The sequence below is a fragment of the Corallococcus sp. AB030 genome (genome assembly GCF_003668965.1).
Classification (GTDB): domain Bacteria; phylum Myxococcota; class Myxococcia; order Myxococcales; family Myxococcaceae; genus Corallococcus; species Corallococcus exiguus.
This window is the reverse complement of the sequence record NZ_RAWQ01000216.1, coordinates 1-18,198: the sequence shown is the minus strand read 5'-3', so window position 1 is coordinate 18,198 and position 18,198 is coordinate 1. Positions and strand designations below refer to the sequence as shown.

The window sequence follows — 18,198 nt, the reverse complement described above, 5'->3', positions numbered from 1 at the left end:
CGTTGCCCCCGCCCGCCCCACGCCCGGAGGCCGCTCCTCCCGCGTCCGGCGGTGGATGCCCGCCGCACGACGACTTCGACGACCCCATCGCGTCCTGGTAGGGAACCAGGGCATGAGCGTGCCCCGCCCCAACCCCCTGCTGTCGGACCGCGACGTGGACTTCCAGCTCTACGAAGCGCTGGACACCACCGCCCTCTGCGCGCTGCCTGCCTTCCAGGAGCACTCGCGCGACACCTTCGCGCTCCTCCTGGACAGCACCCGCCGCTTCGCCCGTGAGGTGCTCGCCCCCACCTACCGGCCCATGGACGCCGCCCCGCCCGTCTTCGAACACGGCCGCGTGCGCGTCCATCCGGCCATGCGCTCGCTCTACGCCGGCATGGTCGACCTGGGCCTGCTCACCGCCACCCGCCCTCCCGACGTCGGCGGCCAGCAGCTCCCCCTCACCGTGCACGCCGTGGCCAGCGCCTACCTCATGGCCGCCAACCTGAGCGCCTATGGCTACCTGGGCCTCACGATTGGCGCCGCGCACCTGCTGGAAGTCTTCGGCACGCCCTTCCTGCGCGACACCTTCATGGCCCGGCTGTACCGGGGCGAGTGGACCGGCACCATGGCCCTCACCGAGCCCCAGGCCGGCAGCAGCCTCGCGGACGTGAAGACGCGCGCCACGCCCGCCCCGGACGGCTCCTACCGCCTCCAGGGCTCCAAAATCTTCATCAGCGGCGGCGACCAGGACTTCACCGACAACGTCGTGCACCTCACCCTCGCCCGCATCGAGGGCGCGGAGGGCGGCACGCGCGGCGTGTCCCTCTTCGCCGTGCCCGCGCGCAGGCCGGAAGGGGACACCTTCGCCCCCAACGACGTCCAGGTGGCCGGCGTCATCCACAAGATTGGCTGGCGCGGCCTGCCCAGCCTCGTCCTCAACTTCGGCGAAGCCAATGACTGTCACGGCTGGCTCGTGGGCCAGCCCGGACGCGGGCTCGCGTGCATGTTCCAGATGATGAACGAGGCGCGCATCATGGTGGGCCTCAACGGCGTGTCCACCGCCGCCGTCGCCTACCAGGAGTCGCTCGCCTACGCGAGAGAGCGCCCCCAGGGCCGCCCCGCCGGCATCCGCGACACCACGCGCGCCCAGTCCCCCATCATCGAACACGCGGACGTGCGGCGCATGCTGCTGCGCCAGAAGGCCATCGTGGAGGGCGGCCTCGCGCTCCTGCTCACCGCCTCCACGCAGGCGGACCTCGCCCACCACGCTCAGGACGAAGCCACGCGCAAGCGCGCGCAGCTGCTGCTGGACCTGCTCACGCCCATCGCCAAGACGTTCCCCGCGGAGAAGGGCTTCGAAGCCAACGCGCTCGCGCTCCAGATCCACGGCGGCTACGGCTACTCCAGCGAGTACCTGCCGGAAGCGTGGCTGCGCGACCAGAAGCTCAACAGCATCCACGAGGGCACCACCGGCATCCAGGGCCTGGACCTGCTCGGGCGCAAGGCAGTGGCGGAGGGCGGCGCCGCGCTCCAGGCGCTCGACGAGGAGGTGCGCGCCACCACCACCCGCGCCCGCGCCGCCGGAGTGGAGCCCGCGTGGAGCGACGCGCTGGAGGACGCGCTCCAGCAGGCCGCGGCCCTCACGCTGGAGCTGGGCGCGCGCGGCATGGCGGGGGAAGTGGACGTGATGCTCCGCCACAGCACGGACTTCCTGGAGCTCTTCAGCGTGGTGGCCGTGGCGTGGCGCTGGCTCGCGCAGGCCGCCGCCTCGAAGGAAGGCCTCTCCCGTGCGCCCACGTCGGAGGACACCGCCTTCTACGAGGGCAAGCTCGCCGCCGCGCAGTACTGGTTCGCGGTGGAGGTGCCGCGCGTGCCGCTGCTCGCCCACCTGTGCCGTACGGGCGAGGACTCCTACGCGCGCATGCGTCCGGACTGGTTCTGACATGTCCGTCTCCTTCCACCTGTGCCAGCCCGGCGCGGGCGCCTCGTGCGGCGCCTGCTGCGGCCTCTACAACTTCCGGGACCACTCGCGCGCGGCGCTGACCCGGCGGCTCACCACGCAGACGGAGCGGCTCTCCCGCACGCCCCACACGCCCGAGGCCTACGCCGAGGCCGCGCGCGAGCTCACCGCGAACCGGGACGCCCCCGCGCTCTTCCCCATCGTGCGGGTGTGTCCCCTGCTGGGCTTCCTGGACGCGGAGCACCAGCGCGTGGGCTGCCTGGGCCACCCGCTGGTGACGGGCGGCACGGACCTGCGCGACTGCGGCGTCTACCGCGCCACCGTCTGTGAGACGTTCACCTGTCCGTCCTTCGGCTGGCTCACCGACGCCCAGGCCCGACTGGTCCAGGCCGCGTGCGCGGACTGGTACCTCTACGGGCTGGTCATCACCGACGTGGAGTTCGTGCGCGGCTGCCTGAAGCTCCTCGAGTGGGAGCTGGGAGGCCCCGCGTCCCCGGACCTGATGCGCGAGCGTCCCGAATCGCTCGCCGCCGTGCGCCGCCTCTTCGCCCTCAAGGAGACGGCCCCCGGCCGCGACGGACAGGCCGCCGTGTTCGGCCGCTTCACCCACGACACGGAAGGCGAACCCGCCCCGCGTTCACTCGACTACGCGGCGCTGGGCACGCGCGCCGCCCCCGAGGACGACGTGGTGCTGTGCCTGGGCTACACGCCCTCGGATGTGACGGAGCTGCTCACCGCCAGGGCGCTGGTGCGCGAGCACGTGCACGCAGTGGCCGCCACGTTCCCCGCGTAGCCTTCGCCATCCAGAACCCAACACCCCGTCGCACGCCGGACGCTTGCAACGACAGGGGGTCGTCCGCAGGTTTGCCTGCGGGAGGGTTGGCGGATGGGTGGACGGTGGATGTGGTGGGGGATGGTGGGGCTGTGCTCGCTCGCTTCCGGCTGTCAGGAGCATGACACCGAGGACGCGGTGCCGGCGTCACCGACGACGATGCAGGCCCGCGACTCCGCGAGCGGCGGACTGATGGTGCCGGCCACGCCCGCGCTGGCGCGGAACACCGTGGACGGCGACCGCGTCCCCAGTGGCGACGCGCTGCCCACGGCGAACGCGCAGGTGCCTCCGGACACGGCGCCGCCACCCGGTGCCCGGCCGCTGCCAGGCCCCCGCGTCAACGAGCCCGCGCAAGGCGCCACGGCGCAGGCCCCGGCCCGTCAGAACGCCCAGGCCAACCCGAACGCCGCCCGGCCCCCGCAGGCCGCTCCGGCGAATCCGACCCCCCAGCAGGCGAACGCCCAGCAGCGGCCCCAGGCCAACCCGGACGGCACGCCCGCGACGCAGGCGCCCGCCGAGGGCCGCGTGATGATTGGCGCCCAGGCCGTGCAGGCCAACGACGACGAGTCCTGGTACGAGGGCGCGGCCAAGGCGGCGCAGGCGGCGGTGACGGACACCTCCGCCAACCGGCCGCTGGAGCAGGTCGTCATCGCGTCCAGCACCGTGAGCGGCCGAGTGACACGCGTGGGCAGGGACACCCTGCACGTGCGCGACGGCGAGGGCACCGTCTACGAGCTCCAGCTCGACCAGCGCAGCCGCGGCCTGCGCCAGGGCCAGCGCGTTCCCCTCAAGGAGCTTGAGGAGGGCACCCCGGTGCGCGCGCAGTTCGTCCTCATGGGCGGCCGCACCGTCGCGCGCGACGTGCAAGTGCGGCGCTAGCTCGCGTTTCTTCCGACGCCTGAAACGACGACACCCGGGAAGCCATGTGGGCTCCCCGGGTGCCTGTCTTCGTCCCGGACTCCCTTCACGCGAAGGGAGCCGGGATGGATGCGGATGCGACTACCAGATGGCCTTGAGCGTCACGCCCGAGTAGGCGCTGTAGCCACGGATCTTCACGTAGTACTTGCCCGCGGTCGTCTTGGTGATGCTGCACGACTCGTTGTTGCCGGACAGGTACGGACGGCAGTCGTACGAGGTGGTCGTCGGCGAGGAGCCGAACTTCACGTGCATGTCCGCGTCGCCCGTGCCGCCCGCGGTGGAGAAGGTGACCGTCTTGTTCGCCGGCACGTCCACGGTGATCCACTCGTTGGTGAACGAGCCGGAGGCGCCGGAGATGCCCGTCACCGGGACGTTGTTCTGCAGCACGTTGCCGCCACCACCGCCGGGGGCCGTGAAGCTGCCCTTCAGCGTCACGTTCGCGTACGTGGAGTAGGCGTTCAGCATCACGTAGTACGTGCCCGCCTGGATGTTGGTGATGGTGCACGTCTCCGCGTTGCCGCTGGCGTACGGACGGCAGTCGTAGGTCGAGGCGTCCGGCACCGCGCCGAACTTCACGTACAGGTCCACGTCACCCGTGCCACCCGTGGTGGTGAACGTCAGGGCCGTGGCGCCCGCCGGAACGACCAGCGAGTAGTACTTGGAGTTGCCCGAGCTGTCGCCCAGGCCCGTCACCGCCGTGCCGTTGGTCAGCGGGATGGAGGTCGGGGGCGTCACAGTGCCACCCACGCCCACCGCTTCCCAGGCGGCCTTCACCGCGTCCTGCGTGGCCTGGTCGTAGCCCAGGTCCGAGGCGGCCTGGATGGTCCACGTCTTCGCCTGCGCGAACGTGGTGCCCGCCGTGTAGATGTCGGTGTTGGCCTTGTACCAGATGCGAGCGGCCTTCTCGACGCCGATGGCCGGCACGTTGATGGTGCTGCGACCGCGCGGGTGCACGCCGCCCTTGGAGAGCAGCGCGAACGCCAGGTTCGGCACGCCGGAGCTGTAGTGCACGTCCGTGCCGGACGTCACGTTGGCCGCCCAGTCCTTGGACGCGCCGTCCTTCGCCGGGTCGTCCATGTAGCGCAGGGCGTCGTTCGGCGTGCCCGGCGTCCACACGTCCTCGCCCACCATCCAGATGTCCGCCGCGGTGCTCCAGCCGTTGACGCGGCTCTCGCAGACGGCGCCGAAGGTGTCGGACATCGCCTCGTTCAGACCGCCGGACTGACCGGAGTACGTGAGGTTGGACTCGTACTCCGTCACGGCGTGGGTCAGCTCGTGGACGGTGACGTCCGCGTCCTTGCCCAGCTCGATGGAGTTCACGCCGTCGCCGTCGCCGTACACCATCTGGGTGCCGTCCCAGTAGGCGTTCACGTAGTTGCGGCTGTAGTGCACCGTGCTGATGAGCGCCGTGCCCGCGTTGTTCAGCGAGTCGCGGTTGAAGAGCACCTTGTAGCAGTCGTAGGTGTAGCCCAGCATGTCGTAGTTCATGTCGACATGCGAGTCACCGATGGCCGCCTGGCCCTCGCTGCGCTTGAGCGTGCCCGGGGTGCTGGTGCCGTTGTTCGCGCTGTACACCTTGCGGTTGAGCGCGGTGTGGATCTCCGGCGCGCGCAGCACGATGGAGCCGTCCTGGGCGCTCACGTACACGCGGTCGCGCAGGGGCATCAGGTCGTTCTCGCCCGTGACCTTCACCTCATACGCCAGGCGCAGCGCGCCTTCCTCGGTGCGCACGTACACCAGGCGGGGAGCACCCTGGACCTCCAGGCCCGTGCCCACCGTGGAGCTCAGCGCCGCATCCCGCGCGGACGCGGCCGCGATGCGCGGCAGCGCGGACACGTTCAGGCCGTCGCGCGCGGAGCCGTTGGCGCGGAACACCGTGCCGTCCGGACGCACGTGCACCACCAGCTCACCGCCGACCACTTCCAGGCCGTTCTTCGTCTGCGTGAAGCGCAGGTGCTGGTTGCCCTGCTCGTCGGTGTTCGACTTGCGCAGCACCATGTCGTCCGCGTTCAGCCGGAACGCCGGGGCCACGCCCGCGACCGCCTGGCGGCTCGCGTCCAGCGTGTTCAGCGTCCGCTCCACCCGGCCCAGCTCGCCCCGGATGCTGTCGGGGATGCCGTCCGCGTGCACGCCCAGCACCTGGGCACCACCGAGCGCGTTCAGCGTGCTCTGGATGTCCTCGCCCGACTTCTCCTGCTCAGGCGCCTGCGTCTCCTCTCCCGAGGAACCCTGCGTACCGCACGCCGTCAGAGCCACGCCCAACCAGGCCGCGCCAATCGTCTTCAACAGTCGATGAGCCAACGCGATACCTCCATGAAGAAACAGCGGGATGATACGTGACACACTTGAAATCATCAGAGCAACTACTTTTTGGCAAAAGTACGTTTAGCCACTTTTACCCGCCCTGCTGAGCAAACCTAGAGAACCTGAATTGCCGTTCTGGAAAATTTCAACAGCTTTGCAGCTCTTCACCGGCTCTCCTGAGAGAACGGACCTGCCCCCAGGATGTCTCAAAAAATGTTTCATGAGACGGGCGGAAGGATGCATCAGGGGGCTGACATGACGCGGAACGCCGGGCGCCGGTGGACGGAAGGGCTGTGCGTGGGGGTGCTGCTGGCGCTCACGGCCTGCGCGTCGCGGGCGCCGGTGGTGACGCAGGTGCCCGCGCCGCCCACGTTGTCGGTGGCGCAGGTGGCGCGGCTCCTGCCCGCGAAGGTGAAGGGGGTGGAGCGCGAGGGCTGGGCAGGTGACGTGCTGGCGGCCCTGGACGCGGAGGCGATTCCCGCCGCGGCGCCGGAGGTGTGTCAGGTGCTGGCCATCATCGAACAGGAGTCCGGCTTCCAGGCGGACCCCGCGGTGCCGGGGCTGCCCAGGATGGTGCGTCAGAAGCTGGACGGCACGGCGGGACGGCTGGGTCCCGTGGGACGCAGGCTGCTGGCGGACGTCCTCGCGGCGAAGCCGAAGGGGGCGAAGCGCACCTTCGGGGCACGGCTGGACACCCTGCGCACGGAGCGGGACCTGGACCGGCTCTTCCGGGACATGCTGGCGTACTACGAAGCGGAGTACCCGGCGGCGTACGCGGCCGCGGACCTGGCCAGCTCGCTGTTCGGCCCGTCCTCGTTCGCGGGGCAGAACCCCGTCACCACCGCGGGCTCCATGCAGGTCAGCGTGCGCTACGCGGTGGCGAAGGCGGGCCCGGACGCGGATCCGGTGGCGGTGCGCGAGTCGCTCTACACGCGCGCGGGCGGCGTGCGCTACGGAACCTCCCGGCTGCTGGGCTTCGAGGCCGCGTACGACGCACCGCTCTACCGCTTCGCGGACTTCAACAGCGGCGTCTACAGCTCGCGCAACGCGGCGCTACAGGCCCAGGTCAGCCGGCTCACCGGCGTCGCCCTGGCGACCGACGGCGACCTCCAGCTGTACGACAAGGAGGGTGAGCCGCGCGGCGAGGACAGCCAGAGCCTCAAGGCGCTGCTCCTCTTCCGTCAGCGCTACGCGCCGGACCTGAGCGAGCGCCGGGTGCGCCGGGACGTGGAGGAGGAGAAGACGGCGGACTTCGAGAAGACGGACACGTACCTGGCGGTGAAGCGCGTGTACGCGAACCGGACGGGACAGGCGCCCGCCTACGCCCAGCTGCCCCAGGTGACGCTCAAGAGCGTGAAGCTGAGCGGGGAGCGCTCCACCGCGTGGTTCGCGAAGTCGGTGGACGCCCGCTACCAGCAGTGCATGGCCCGCCACCGCCAGCCTGCGCGGTAGCGGGCCGCCACGTCGGGACTACGGAGTGGTGAAGACGGCGCTGAACGTGTCCGCGGTGATGATGGGCAGCAGCTCCCCGGTGACGTACGGCGCGCGCGAGGGCTCGTAGTTCGGCGAACCCTCCGCCATCACGCGCACGTAGTAGGTCGACCCGGGCAGCAGCAGACCCGGCGGCAGGCGGACCTGCGTCCGGTCACCGGGCACGTAGAAGCGCACCGTCGGGTTGGCGGCGAAGGTGTCGATCAGCTGGATGACGGACACGGTGTAGTTCCGGGGCGTGCCCATGACGGGGGCTCGCCAGTCGATGACCGGCTGGTTGGAGCCCACGACGCGCGACACGTAGGCATCCACGCCGTCGATGCGCAGCTCCCGCGGCGGTGAGACGGACGGCTGGATGGGACCCGCGATGAGGTGGTCCAGCCGGTCGGTGACGTAGATGCTGCCGCTGGGGTAGTGGGTCCGGCCCCCCACGACGACGGGCGTCGCGGACCGGAACGAATAGCCGACGGAGCCCACCACGCCCCAGTTGGACGGATAGGGATTGCCGTAGGCGAGCCGGCTCGCGATGACGCCATTCTCACCGCGTGGCAGCCACATGTTGAAGAGTTCTCCCTGGTAGCCCACCCAGCCGTGCTGGTAGCCGAACGGCGCGGGCACCAGCGCCATGGAGGGATAGCTGAGCGTGCCGCTGGGGTTCGCGTCCGAGCGCCAACGGGTGAACTCGTTCAGGCGCCATTCCAGGGAGAAGGGCGTCTGCCTCACGGGCGCCAACGTGGCCTCGAGCGGCAGCGAAGTGGTGCCGTCCGGGGTGAACGAGAACGACGGCAGGTGCGCGCTGCTCACCACGGACTGGTACGCCAGGGTCCCGCCGCTCGGCAGCGTGCCGGCATGCACGGAGTTGAGCTGGTTCACGTAGAGGCGGTCGCCCTTCGACGCATCCAGGACGGGCGCTCCGTAGCCGGTGCTGAAGTACGCGTAGGCGTACGGGTCGACGATGGACGTGTCACCGGCCTGGGTCCACAGGGACGACGTGCTGTAGAGGTCCACGTCCGCGCTGATGAGCTGCACGGAGCTGCCCGGCTCGGAGATGGACGTGTAGTCCTGCCACGGATCCAGGTTGAAGAGCTCCGCCGACATGGGGGACTCGGTGACGGGCACGTAGACGGCGTCCGGCCGGCCAATGCGGTTGACGCCCAGGTCGAAGCGGCGCTCGCGCGTCAGGAAGTAGTGCCGGCTCGAGCGCAGGAAGTACTCACCGTCCGGAACGTTGTCGAAGCGCATGCCCCCCGCCACCGGCGTGCCGGTGTACCGGTCGAAGTCGACGCCGTTGGGGACCAGGATTTCCAGGTCGCGGCCGGCCAGGTTCTGGGGAACCACCGCCACCCCGGCGCTGGAGTGGAAGCGCGTGTCCGCAGTCACCAGCACGGACGTGCCCGCGTCCACCGGCCCCGTGCCCGCGTCGGGCTCACCACAGCCCGGCAGCATGTCCTCGTTGGCGATGACCGCGGTCCCCTCGCGGGGGTCCAGCGCGATTTCGGGAGGGTTCACCTCCTCGGAGGAAGGCGCGGCTTCCCCGCAGCCCAGCCAGGCCGCGCAGGTGGGGACGAGCAACAAAGACAGACGTCGCAAGGGCATGGATGCCCCTTCGCGACAAGAATTTGGCAGTGTTTGTCCGGTCCCGGCCCCGACCAGACACTGCCACCTATACGCGAAGGGTCTGACTTCCTGGATATTTAATTTTTGATGGGTAATTCCGGTGGGCGCGCTTCAAGGCTTGCGCCCACCTCCATCTGACATTTATCGGCCCGGAGCCGTCGGCGGGGCGAAGCGCTTGTCGGAGATCTTCATCTCCGTGACGGGACCGTACTTGCGGGCCACGTCGCGCAGGGCCTCCGCCTTGCCAATGAGGACGAACGTCAGGTCCTCCTGGGCGGGCAGGACGCGCTGGAGCACGGTGTGCACGCTGCCGCGGGTGGCCGAGGACACGGCGTCCGCGAACCCGTTCACGTCCTGTGCGTCCAGTCCGTAGAACGCCAGCTCCGACAGCTTCATGGCCAGCTGCTCCCCGGTCTCCAGCGTCGGCGGGAACTGCCCCAGGACATAGGCCTTGGCGGAGGCGAGCATGGCGTCATCCATGCCGTCCTGGCGGTAGCGCGCGAGCACGTCCAGCGCCAGGTCGATGGCACGGCCCGTGGTGGCCGTCTGGGTATAGGACGTCAGGACGACGGTGCCGGGCTGGAGGGCCGGGGCCAGCGCGGAGCGTGCACCATAGGTGAGGCCGGTCTTCACGCGCAGCTCGGTGTTGAGCAGCGAGGTGAAGCGGCCGCCCAGCACGGTGTTGCCCAGCTCCGCCACGACGCGGTCCGGGTCGGTGCGGCGGATGCCGGTGTTGCCGATGGCGAAGTAGGTCTGGGTGGCGTCGGGCTTGTCCACCAGCAGCACGTGGCGGCCCTTCGTGGGCGCGGTGGCGGGCACGGCGGCGAGCGACTGTGCCGCCGGGGCCCATCCGCCCAGCGCGGCCTCCAGCTTCGCGGCCAGCTGCTTCGCGTCGAAGTCGCCCACGACGGAGAGGATGAGCCGGTCCCCGCCCAGGTTCGCCTTCGCCCAGCCGAGCACGTCGCTCCGGCTGATGCCCGGCAGCGACGCCTCACTGCCCACCGCGGATCCGCCGTACGGGTGCGAGGGGAAGTGGAAGGCGTTGAAGTACACGCCAATGAGCATGCGCGGGTCGCCGTCCTTGGCGGAGGCGATCTCCGACACGCGCAGCGCGCGGGCCTTCTCCAGCTCCTGCGCGTCGAAGCGAGGGCGCACGAGCATGTCCGACAGCAGCTCCACCATCAGCGCGGTGTCGCGGGACTGGAAGCTGCCGTTGAGGACGAGCGCCTCGCGTGCGGGCACGACGTCCAGCTCGCCGCCCACGCCGTCCACGGCGTCGGCGAACTGCTGGGCGTTGCGAGAGCCCGCGCCCTTCTGGAGCAGCTCGGCGGTGAGCGCGGCCAGGCCTTCCTTGCCGGCGGGGTCGGTGACAGCGCCGCCCTTGAGCCATGCGCTGAAGGACACCAGTGGCAGCTCGTGCTTCTCCACGAGGAGCAGCCGCACGCCGTTCTTCAGCGTGACGGAGGTCGTCTCCGGCAGCGTCACGCCCTTCGTGGACAGCGGGACCGCGGGCGCGGGCGTGGCCGGTGCCGGGGCTTCCGGCGGCGTGGGCGCGGAGGAGGGAGCGGGCGTCGGCGCGGTCGCGCACGCGGAGGTGAACAGCAGCGCGGCGAGGGTGGAGCGCATCATGTGGGGACCCGAGAAACGAAGGCGGAAGGAAGCACTCATCGCGCGGACTCCTTGCTGGCCGGGGCAGCGGGAGCCGTGGTGGGGACGAGCCAGCCCACGGTGCGGTGGTCGGGGTTGAAGATGCGGGCGGCCAGCGCCTTCACGCCGTCGCGGGTGACCTGCTCGTAGCGCGAGGGCGCATCGAACAGGGCCTTCCAGTCTCCCCGGAAGGTGGCGGCGTTCCCCAGCTCGCGGGAGCGGCCGCTGTTGGTCTCCAGCTTGCGCCAGAAGGTGGCCAGGGCCACGTTGCGCGCCTTGCGCAGCTCCGCGTCGGTGACACCGTCCTTCACCACGCGAGCCAGCTCCGCGGTGAGCAGCGCCTCCGTCTTCGCCAGGTCACCGCCCGGCGTCAGGTCCACGGAGAACCAGACGAGCGACGGGTCGAATCCCCCGGCCGTGGAGCTCCGGACGCGGATGGCCACGCGCGCCTCGTCCACCAGCTTGCGGTGCAGGCGCGACGAGTCCCCGTGCGAGAGGATGAGGCCCAAGAGCTCCAGCGTCTCCATGTCCGGGTCGTTGGCGGCGAGGCCGTGGTAGGCGACCTGGAGCAGCGGGGACTGCGCCAGCTTCTTCACGACGATGCGCCGCTCGCCCTGCTGTTCGGGTTCCTTGGTGCGCACGGGCTCTGGCGCGGGCTGCGAGGGGATGGTGCCCAGCGTGGCCTCCACCTGCTCGAAGACGCGGGCCGGATCCAGGTCGCCCGCGAGGACGAGCGTGGCGTTGTTGGGGGCGTAGTACGTCTTGAAGTACTGCTGGAGGTCCTCCATGCGCCAGGACTCGATGTCCGACGGCCAGCCGATGACGGGAATCTGGTACGGGTGCGCGACGAAGGCGGTGGCCTGCAGCTGCTCCTGGAGCGCGCCGTTGTTGTCATTGTCCACGCCCGAGCGGCGCTCGGAGTAGACGACGCCGCGCTCGGACTCGATGACCTTGGGGTCGAAGGAGAGCGACTGGAGCCGGTCCTGTTCCAGGTCCAGGATGAGGGGCAGCGCGGAGGCCGGGAACCAGTCCAGGTAGACGGTGACGTCCTCGGAGGTAAAGGCGTTGTTGGAGCCGCCGTTGGCCTCCATGACGCGGTCGAACTCACCAGGGCCGTACTTCTTCGCGCCGTTGAACATCATGTGCTCGAAGAAGTGGGACAGGCCGGTGATGCCGGGGCGCTCGTTGCGGCTGCCCACGCGGAACCAGTTGGCGAGCGCCACGTTGGGGATGTCGTGGTCCGGCCAGACGATGACGGTGAGCCCGTTCTTCAGCGTGCGGGCCTGGATGTCCGAGCCCAGCTTCGCGACGGGGGTGGAGGCGGCTGCGGGCTTCGCGGACGACTCGGAGGCGGCCTGGGCCCCGGCCTGGGGCGCACCCAGGAGGGCCAGACAGGCGAACCACGACAACGGTGGACGGAACATCCTTGCTCCTGGGGAGGGACCACGGCGGCGCCCGGGAACGGGCGGCCACGCACCCTATTCCAGAAACGCCGCGTGGGTGCGCGGCTCCGGCTCAATCCTCGGGGGTCCCCGCGCCGAAGCGCAGCAGCCCCAGGAGCTGCGTGGGGGACAGCGCGGCCGCGCCGTCCGCCTCGGACAGGAGGCTGTCCGCCAGCTCCCGCTTCTCCGCATGGAGGGCGAGGATGGCCTCCTCGATGGTGCCTTCGGAGACGAACCGCGACACGGTGACGGGACGCGTCTGCCCGATGCGGTGGGCCCGGTCGGAGGCCTGGTCCTCCACCGCGGGGTTCCACCACGGATCCAGATGGAGCACGTGGTCCGCGCCGGTGAGGTTGAGGCCGGTGCCGCCCGCCTTGAGCGAGATGAGGAAGAGCGCCCCCTCCCCTCGCTGGAAGGCCTCCACGCGGGACTGCCGCTCCGCCGCGGGCGTCCGCCCATCCAGGTACTGGAACACGATGCCTCGCGCCGCCAGCGCGTCGCGCACCAGGGCCAGGTGGCGCACGAACTGGCTGAAGACGAGCGCGCGACCTCCCTCCGCCATCAACTCCTCCACCCGCTCCAGCACGCGCTCCAGCTTGGAGGAGGACAGCCCCGTGTCCGGATCCACCAGGCGGGGATGACAGGCGGCCAATCGCAGTCGGGTGAGCGCGGCCAGCATCTCGAAGCGCTGGTCTCCGCCAGGAGTTTCCTCGCCCAGCCGGGCCAGGGCCGCGAGCCGCACGTCGTCGTACACGCGCCGCTCGGCGTCCGACAGCGTGACGGGCACCACCGTGTCCACGCGCGGAGGCAGCTCGCGCGCCACGTTTGCCTTGGTGCGGCGCAGGAGGAAGGGGCGCACCAGCCGGGCCAGGGACGCGCGCGCATCCGCGCTCCGGTCCCGCTCAATGGGGACGGCGAAGCGCGAGTGGAAGGCCTCGCGCCCGCCCAACAGGCCGGGGAACAGCAGGTGGTAGAGGCTCCACAGCTCGGACAGGCGGTTCTCCACCGGCGTGCCGGTGAGGGCCACGCGGGCCTCGGCCTTCACGCCGCGCAGCGCGCGGGCCCGGGCCGTGTCCGGGTTCTTCACCGCCTGCGCTTCGTCCACCACCAGCGTGGCGAACGTCACGTCCGAAAGCTTCGCGGCGTCCCTCGCCAGCAGGCCGTAGCTGATGATCAGCACGTCCCGGGGCCCCAGCCGGGCCGGCAGGGCGTCCCGGTCCGCGTCCTGCCAGACGTGCACGCGCAGCGACGGCGCGAAGCGGGCGGCCTCGCGCACCCAGTTGCCGCGCAGGGACGTGGGCGCCACCACCAGCGCGGGGCCGGCCGCCGCGCGAAACAGCAGCAGGGCCAGCGCCTGGACCGTCTTGCCCAGGCCCATGTCGTCCGCGAGGCACGCGCCCGCGCCCCACGAGGCCAGCCGCGCGAGCCACACGAAGCCCTCGCGCTGGTAGTCGCGCAGCTCCGCCTTCAGGCTCCGGGGCACGCGCACCGCGCGCGCGTGGGCATCACGGATGCGCTTCGCCAGTTGGAGCCAGTCCGGGGGCGCCTGGACGCTCGCGCCCGCCTTCTTCAGCGTGTCCAGCGCGGGCGCCGCCGCGGCGCTCACCTCCAGTCCCTTGCGCCCCGGGTGCGCCACGTCCGCGAGCGGGGTCAGCTGCTCGCGCAGCGCCTCCGTCAGGCGCATCCAGCGCCCCTTCCCCAGCGGGACGTAGCGCTGGCGGCGGCGCACGGCCTCCAGCAGGACCGCCAGCTCCACGCGCGCTCCCTCCAGTTCCACGCCGCCCTTCGCGCCGAACCAGTCGTGCTCCCGCAGGATCTGGACCCGCACGTTCGAGGTCTCCGGGCGCGTCACGGTCCAGGGCTGCTCCGCCCACTCCACGCGCAGCTCCGGACCCGCGAGCGGCTCCAGCGCCTCCAGCAACTGGAGCGCGTCCTCGGCGGTGTCGCGCGTGAAGTGATACATGCCGGCCGGCAATGACAGACGTGAGAGGAGCGCGTCCGCCTCCTTCCGCTCCGCGTCCAGGTCGCGCCGGACCATGACGCGCTCCTTGTCCCGCTGGCCGCGGACCACGGGAGCGCCCTCGCCCACGGGCTGGGGAGGCGCCTCCGGCAGGGGCCTCACGAGGAGCGAGACCTCCAGCGCGGAGTCCTCCACCGCGCGCAGCCGCGCCAGCAGGCCCGGGCTGGCCTCCACGGGGCGGGGCTCCAGGGCCGGCGGCAGCGCCACCGGGAAGGCCGCCTCCAGCGTGGAGAGGTGCTCCAGGAACGCGCCGCGCTGCCCCTCGGAGACGTAGGTGCCGTGGCGCGCCAGGGATTCGAGCAGGGCCCTTGCGTCGGGGGGCACGGTCACCAGGGTGACCCCCGGCGCGGCGGGCTCGACGAGCAGCCACGGCTGGGAGGTCAGCGGCCCCTCGGGAGGCGGCGTCAGGGCCTCCGCGGTCACGGGGCGCCCGTCCACCGCGGGCCGCAGGCGCAGGGCCTGTCCATCCTGCTCCAGGGCGAAGCCCAGCGACGCCTCCCGCACCCGCGCCGGGGCGTCCGCGCCGCCGGCGATCCGGAGCCGGGGGCTGCGCGCGAGCGACCGCAGCGCCTGGAGCAGCAGCGCGTACGGCGCGCCGCCCCCCATGTCGTCCATGGGCCCGTCGTATATCCCATACATCACCGAGTGCCGCTCCATCCGCTCCCCCGCTTCGAGGAGGGACCAGGCGCGGCGCTCATCCGGGTCATGGAGCGACGGGAGCAGCTTGCCGCGGTCGTACCCGGCGACGGCATGGCCCTGGGTCAGCCCACCCTTCTTCGAGGGGAAGTGCAGATAGGGCCGGAGCCGCCAGCCGCGCGAGAACTCCGGCTCCAGCCGGAAGGTGACGAAGCGCCCGTCCGCCGGGGCCTCTTCGCGAACCGTCCGCTCCAGGGCGGAGGCCGTCAGCGCGGACAGCAGCTCGCGCCCCGGCGCTTCGAGCAACAGCTCCGCCAGCCGCACGGCGAGTGAGGCCTGTTTCGGCTGCACCAGGAACGCCAGCGCCGCGTCGACGGCGGTCAGGGCATGGGCGCAGGTGGCCTCGGCGTCCCCGGGGCTGCACTGACAGGCCACGCCCGGGCGGCCCTCCATCAGGGCGCGAGGGTCGAGCCCGGCGAAGCCTTCGGCCTGGGCGCTCTCGGAGTGGTGAGTGGGGCGCCACACCGCGAGCTCCGGGTCCTTCACGAGCAGCCGCAAGGGGCGCTCCGCGAGGATGACCGTGGGAACCGGGGACAACGAGCGGGGCAGGGCCTGCTCGCGGATCCGCGCGCGGGCCCGCGTCAGCGCTTCCAGCAGCGGGGCGAGGCGGCCATCCGTGGGCGGCGGCAGGGGCTGCGCGGAGGCTTCATGGGCCAGCCCGCGCGACACGCGCCCTGCCTCGTCGCGGACCCACTGCCAGGCGGCCTCCGCGAGCATCTTCTGCTCCAGGGCCGTCGCGCGGCGGAGCTTCGAGCTGCCCTCCAGCGCGTCCACCACCGTGGCCTTGCGCAGCACGGGGAGGACGTGCCGCGTGGAGGGGGCGGACAGCAGGGGCGCCAGCACGGCCAGGGGCACGGCGCGGGCACGTCCGACCTGGTGCTCCACCAGCCACCGCTGGATGTCGACGGGCGTGGAGGGCCGCGCGGGGGCCTCCACGCGGCGCTCGGAAACAGACGGCTGGGACGGAGCAGCGCGCCGCACCTGGAGCCCGGAGGCCTGGAGCCACGCGAGCCCGACCGCGACCGCGTGCGCGCAGACCCCCTCGTCCCAGTACGCGGCGCATTCACACTCCAGCAGCAGCCCCCGGGAGTCGGGGTCCACGCAGAGGGCCGCGTCGAACATGCGCCCGGTGCCTTCCTCGGTGACGGTCCCCCGGACACACTCCTGGGAGGGCGGCCGCACGTCCACTGCCTCCTGAATGAGCCACCGCCGGGCCTGGGCGAACATCTCCCGGTCGGCCAGCTCCTGGAGATGTTTCCGGGTGATCCGTTGCCGGAGCGAAGAGGAGGACGAGGCTGGCGCTGAGGCGGAGCGGGAGGGCATCGAATGGAAAAACTACCCATGGGGTGGCCTTCCAACGAGCCTTTTCCTCAAGTCGTCACGCCGGAGCCCCCGCGAGTGGACACCCGGCGGCCCGGCGAGCGCTCCCAGCGGACGCTAGGCGCCCAGCACCTGCCGCAGCACGGCCTGGAAGTAGTTCGTGCTGCCGACGTGGCCCGCGTGCAGCTTGGCGGACTGGTGGAGTCGCTGGGCCACGGCCTCGAACTCCGCCTGGCTGACGTCGCGCAGGGACAGGTACAGGCGGGCGGCGGCGCGCAGGTAGGAGAAGAGGGCGTTCTTGTGGTGGCCGTCGGGCCGGCGCGCGAGGTGCCGGTAGAGCTGGGAGAACTCCTGGTCGACCTCCGCGTGGCGGGTGTCGCGGCAGAAGCCGGCGGCGGTGGCCTCGATGAGGAAGAAGAACGGCTCGTACTCCGGGAAGGGAGGCCGGCTGAAGTCAGGGGGCTGCTTGTTCCCGGTCCACAGCGCGGAGATGGGCTGCAGGCGCACGTGGGCGGTGACGTCACCGAAGCGCACGGGCACCTCGTCGCCCACGACCTTCACCTGGCCCTGCTCGTCCCGTTCCACGGGGATGAACAGGCGCATGGGGTCCTCCACCTTCACGCCCGCCTTCTCCAGCTCCGCCACCACGTTCGCGTCCATTGCGTTGATGAACCTCCGGGACACCCATCTACCGCGTCGCGCCCGGATGTGCACCCGGTGCGTCGACCGGGAGGCCCCAGGCCAGCGACAGGGCAAGCCCCATCAGTCCGAGCGGATGGCCAGGAGCGGATCCACCCGGGTGGCCCGGCGGGCCGGGAGCCAGCAGGCCAGCAGCGCCACCGCCCCGAGCAGCGCCGCCACGCCTCCGAACGTGAGGGGGTCGTGGGCCGTGACGCCGTAGAGCTGGCTCTCCAGGACGCGAGCCAGCGCCAGCGCACCCGCGAGCCCCAGCCCGATGCCCGCGCCCGCCAGCAACGCACCGTGCCCCATGACGAGCCAGAGCACATCCGCGGAGCGCGCGCCCAGGGCCATGCGGATTCCAATCTCCCGCGTCTGTTGCGACACCAGATAGGAGATGACGCCGTAGAGCCCCGCCGACGAGAGCACCAGCGCCACGACGGCGAAGCCCCCCAGCAGCCACAGCACCAGCCGCCGCATGCCCAGCGACTGCTCAATGACCTGCTCCATCGTCAGCGCACGGTGGACCGGCACGTCCGAATCCAGCCGCCGCACCACCTCCCGGAGCGCCGGCGTGAGCCCTTCTGGGCCCCCCCCGGTACGCAGCACCAGCACCATCCCGTTGTCGCCCCAAGGCCTGCCGTAGGGGACGTGCAGCTCCGCGAGCGGCACCTTGTCCAGCCCGGCCTGGCGCACGTCGCCCACCACCCCCACGATGGTGGCCGCCCCCCCGGCGAACAGGAGCCTGCGTCCCAGCGCGCTCCCTTCCGGGAAGTGCCGGCGCGCCAGGGTCTCGTTCACGATGACGACCGGCGGCTGTCCGGGCTCCGCGTCCCGGGCGGTGAAGTCCCGCCCCGCGAGCAGCGGAATCTCCAGCGCGGAGAAGTAACCGGGACTGGAGGCGCGGCGCTCCGCCGACGGCGTCTCCCCGGGGTCCGGGGGCGGCTCGCCCTCCACCGTGTAGCGCAAGTTGCTCCAGGCCCGCTGGATGGGCAGCAGCGAGGTCATCCCCGCGGCACGCACTCCCGGCAGTGCCCGCACCTGCTCGAGCACCGGCTCGAACAGGCGCCGCGGCAGGTCCCCGTCCGCGAACCGCTCCCGGGGGATGGCCAGGTGCGCGGTCAGGACATGGTCCACCGCGAACCCAGGGGACGTCCCCATCAGCTGGAAGAAAGCCCGTCCCAGCAGCCCCGCCCCCACCAGCAGGACGAGCGTGAGCCCCAGCTCCGCCACCACCAGGGCCCCCCGCAGACGCCGGTTGGCGCGGGAACTCCCCCCAGGGGCTCCCGCC

General features: G+C 71.6%; 11 protein-coding genes. 4 read left to right on the top strand and 7 right to left on the bottom strand.

The window, feature by feature from the left end:
• The first annotated feature begins 112 nt into the window (after window positions 1-112).
• The 3 genes from D7Y15_RS35850 to D7Y15_RS35840 all read left to right on the top strand — a co-directional run bounded on the left by D7Y15_RS35850 (window position 113) and on the right by D7Y15_RS35840 (window position 3,653).
• Window positions 113-1,924: an acyl-CoA dehydrogenase gene (locus tag D7Y15_RS35850; protein ID WP_121755397.1), complete on the top strand. Its 1,812-nt coding sequence runs from the start codon at window positions 113-115 to the stop codon at window positions 1,922-1,924.
• A 1-nt stretch (window position 1,925) separates the two neighbouring features.
• Entirely contained in the window at window positions 1,926-2,735 is an 810-nt protein-coding gene (locus D7Y15_RS35845) for a hypothetical protein (RefSeq protein ID WP_120579802.1), read from the top strand.
• A 93-nt stretch (window positions 2,736-2,828) separates the two neighbouring features.
• On the top strand, window positions 2,829-3,653 hold the full coding sequence (locus tag D7Y15_RS35840; protein WP_233597347.1) for a hypothetical protein: 825 nt from the start codon (window positions 2,829-2,831) through the stop codon (window positions 3,651-3,653).
• Between the two features lie 120 nt (window positions 3,654-3,773).
• Here D7Y15_RS35840 and D7Y15_RS35835 read toward each other — a convergent pair whose 3' ends face one another.
• A complete protein-coding gene (locus D7Y15_RS35835; RefSeq protein WP_121755396.1) occupies window positions 3,774-5,993 on the bottom strand; it encodes a M4 family metallopeptidase in 2,220 nt (739 codons plus the stop codon).
• A 258-nt stretch (window positions 5,994-6,251) separates the two neighbouring features.
• On the opposite strand from D7Y15_RS35835, the gene D7Y15_RS35830 reads away from it, so the two are divergent.
• On the top strand, window positions 6,252-7,448 hold the full coding sequence (locus tag D7Y15_RS35830) for a DUF1615 domain-containing protein (RefSeq protein WP_121755395.1): 1,197 nt from the start codon (window positions 6,252-6,254) through the stop codon (window positions 7,446-7,448).
• Between the two features lie 18 nt (window positions 7,449-7,466).
• On the opposite strand, the gene D7Y15_RS35825 is transcribed toward D7Y15_RS35830, so the two are convergent.
• From D7Y15_RS35825 to D7Y15_RS35800, 6 genes are all read right to left on the bottom strand, one after another.
• Window positions 7,467-9,083: a hypothetical protein gene (locus D7Y15_RS35825; protein ID WP_148712959.1), complete on the bottom strand. Its 1,617-nt coding sequence runs from the start codon at window positions 9,081-9,083 to the stop codon at window positions 7,467-7,469.
• A 162-nt stretch (window positions 9,084-9,245) separates the two neighbouring features.
• A complete protein-coding gene (locus D7Y15_RS35820) occupies window positions 9,246-10,733 on the bottom strand; it encodes a pitrilysin family protein (RefSeq protein WP_233597346.1) in 1,488 nt (495 codons plus the stop codon).
• Window positions 10,734-10,768: 35 nt separating this feature from the next.
• Window positions 10,769-12,175 carry a pitrilysin family protein gene (locus D7Y15_RS35815; protein ID WP_121755393.1) on the bottom strand — a complete coding sequence of 469 codons (1,407 nt, stop codon included), beginning with the start codon at window positions 12,173-12,175 and terminating at the stop codon, window positions 10,769-10,771.
• A 91-nt stretch (window positions 12,176-12,266) separates the two neighbouring features.
• The gene (locus D7Y15_RS35810; RefSeq protein WP_233605220.1) at window positions 12,267-16,091 is read right to left on the bottom strand and encodes a DEAD/DEAH box helicase; all 3,825 of its coding nucleotides are present in this window, start codon (window positions 16,089-16,091) and stop codon (window positions 12,267-12,269) included.
• Window positions 16,092-16,346: 255 nt separating this feature from the next.
• Window positions 16,347-16,889 (bottom strand): hypothetical protein, encoded by a 543-nt coding sequence (locus D7Y15_RS35805; protein ID WP_120579794.1) that lies wholly within the window; start codon window positions 16,887-16,889, stop codon window positions 16,347-16,349.
• A 102-nt stretch (window positions 16,890-16,991) separates the two neighbouring features.
• The coding region (locus tag D7Y15_RS35800; RefSeq protein WP_121755398.1) for an FtsX-like permease family protein at window positions 16,992-18,198 on the bottom strand (1,207 nt) is incomplete at its 5' end.

Bases quoted from the DNA above. Each gene is read 5' to 3' on its own strand.
- D7Y15_RS35850 (WP_121755397.1), top strand. From the start codon at position 113: ATGAGCGTGCCCCGCCCCAACCCCCTGCTGTCGGACCGCGACGTGGAC.
- D7Y15_RS35830 (WP_121755395.1), top strand. From the start codon at position 6,252: ATGACGCGGAACGCCGGGCGCCGGTGGACGGAAGGGCTGTGCGTGGGG.
- D7Y15_RS35820 (WP_233597346.1), bottom strand. From the start codon at position 10,733: ATGATGCGCTCCACCCTCGCCGCGCTGCTGTTCACCTCCGCGTGCGCG.
- D7Y15_RS35805 (WP_120579794.1), bottom strand. From the start codon at position 16,889: ATGGACGCGAACGTGGTGGCGGAGCTGGAGAAGGCGGGCGTGAAGGTG.
- D7Y15_RS35845 (WP_120579802.1), top strand. From the start codon at position 1,926: ATGTCCGTCTCCTTCCACCTGTGCCAGCCCGGCGCGGGCGCCTCGTGC.
- D7Y15_RS35815 (WP_121755393.1), bottom strand. From the start codon at position 12,175: ATGTTCCGTCCACCGTTGTCGTGGTTCGCCTGTCTGGCCCTCCTGGGT.
- D7Y15_RS35840 (WP_233597347.1), top strand. From the start codon at position 2,829: ATGGGTGGACGGTGGATGTGGTGGGGGATGGTGGGGCTGTGCTCGCTC.
- D7Y15_RS35825 (WP_148712959.1), bottom strand. From the start codon at position 9,083: ATGCCCTTGCGACGTCTGTCTTTGTTGCTCGTCCCCACCTGCGCGGCC.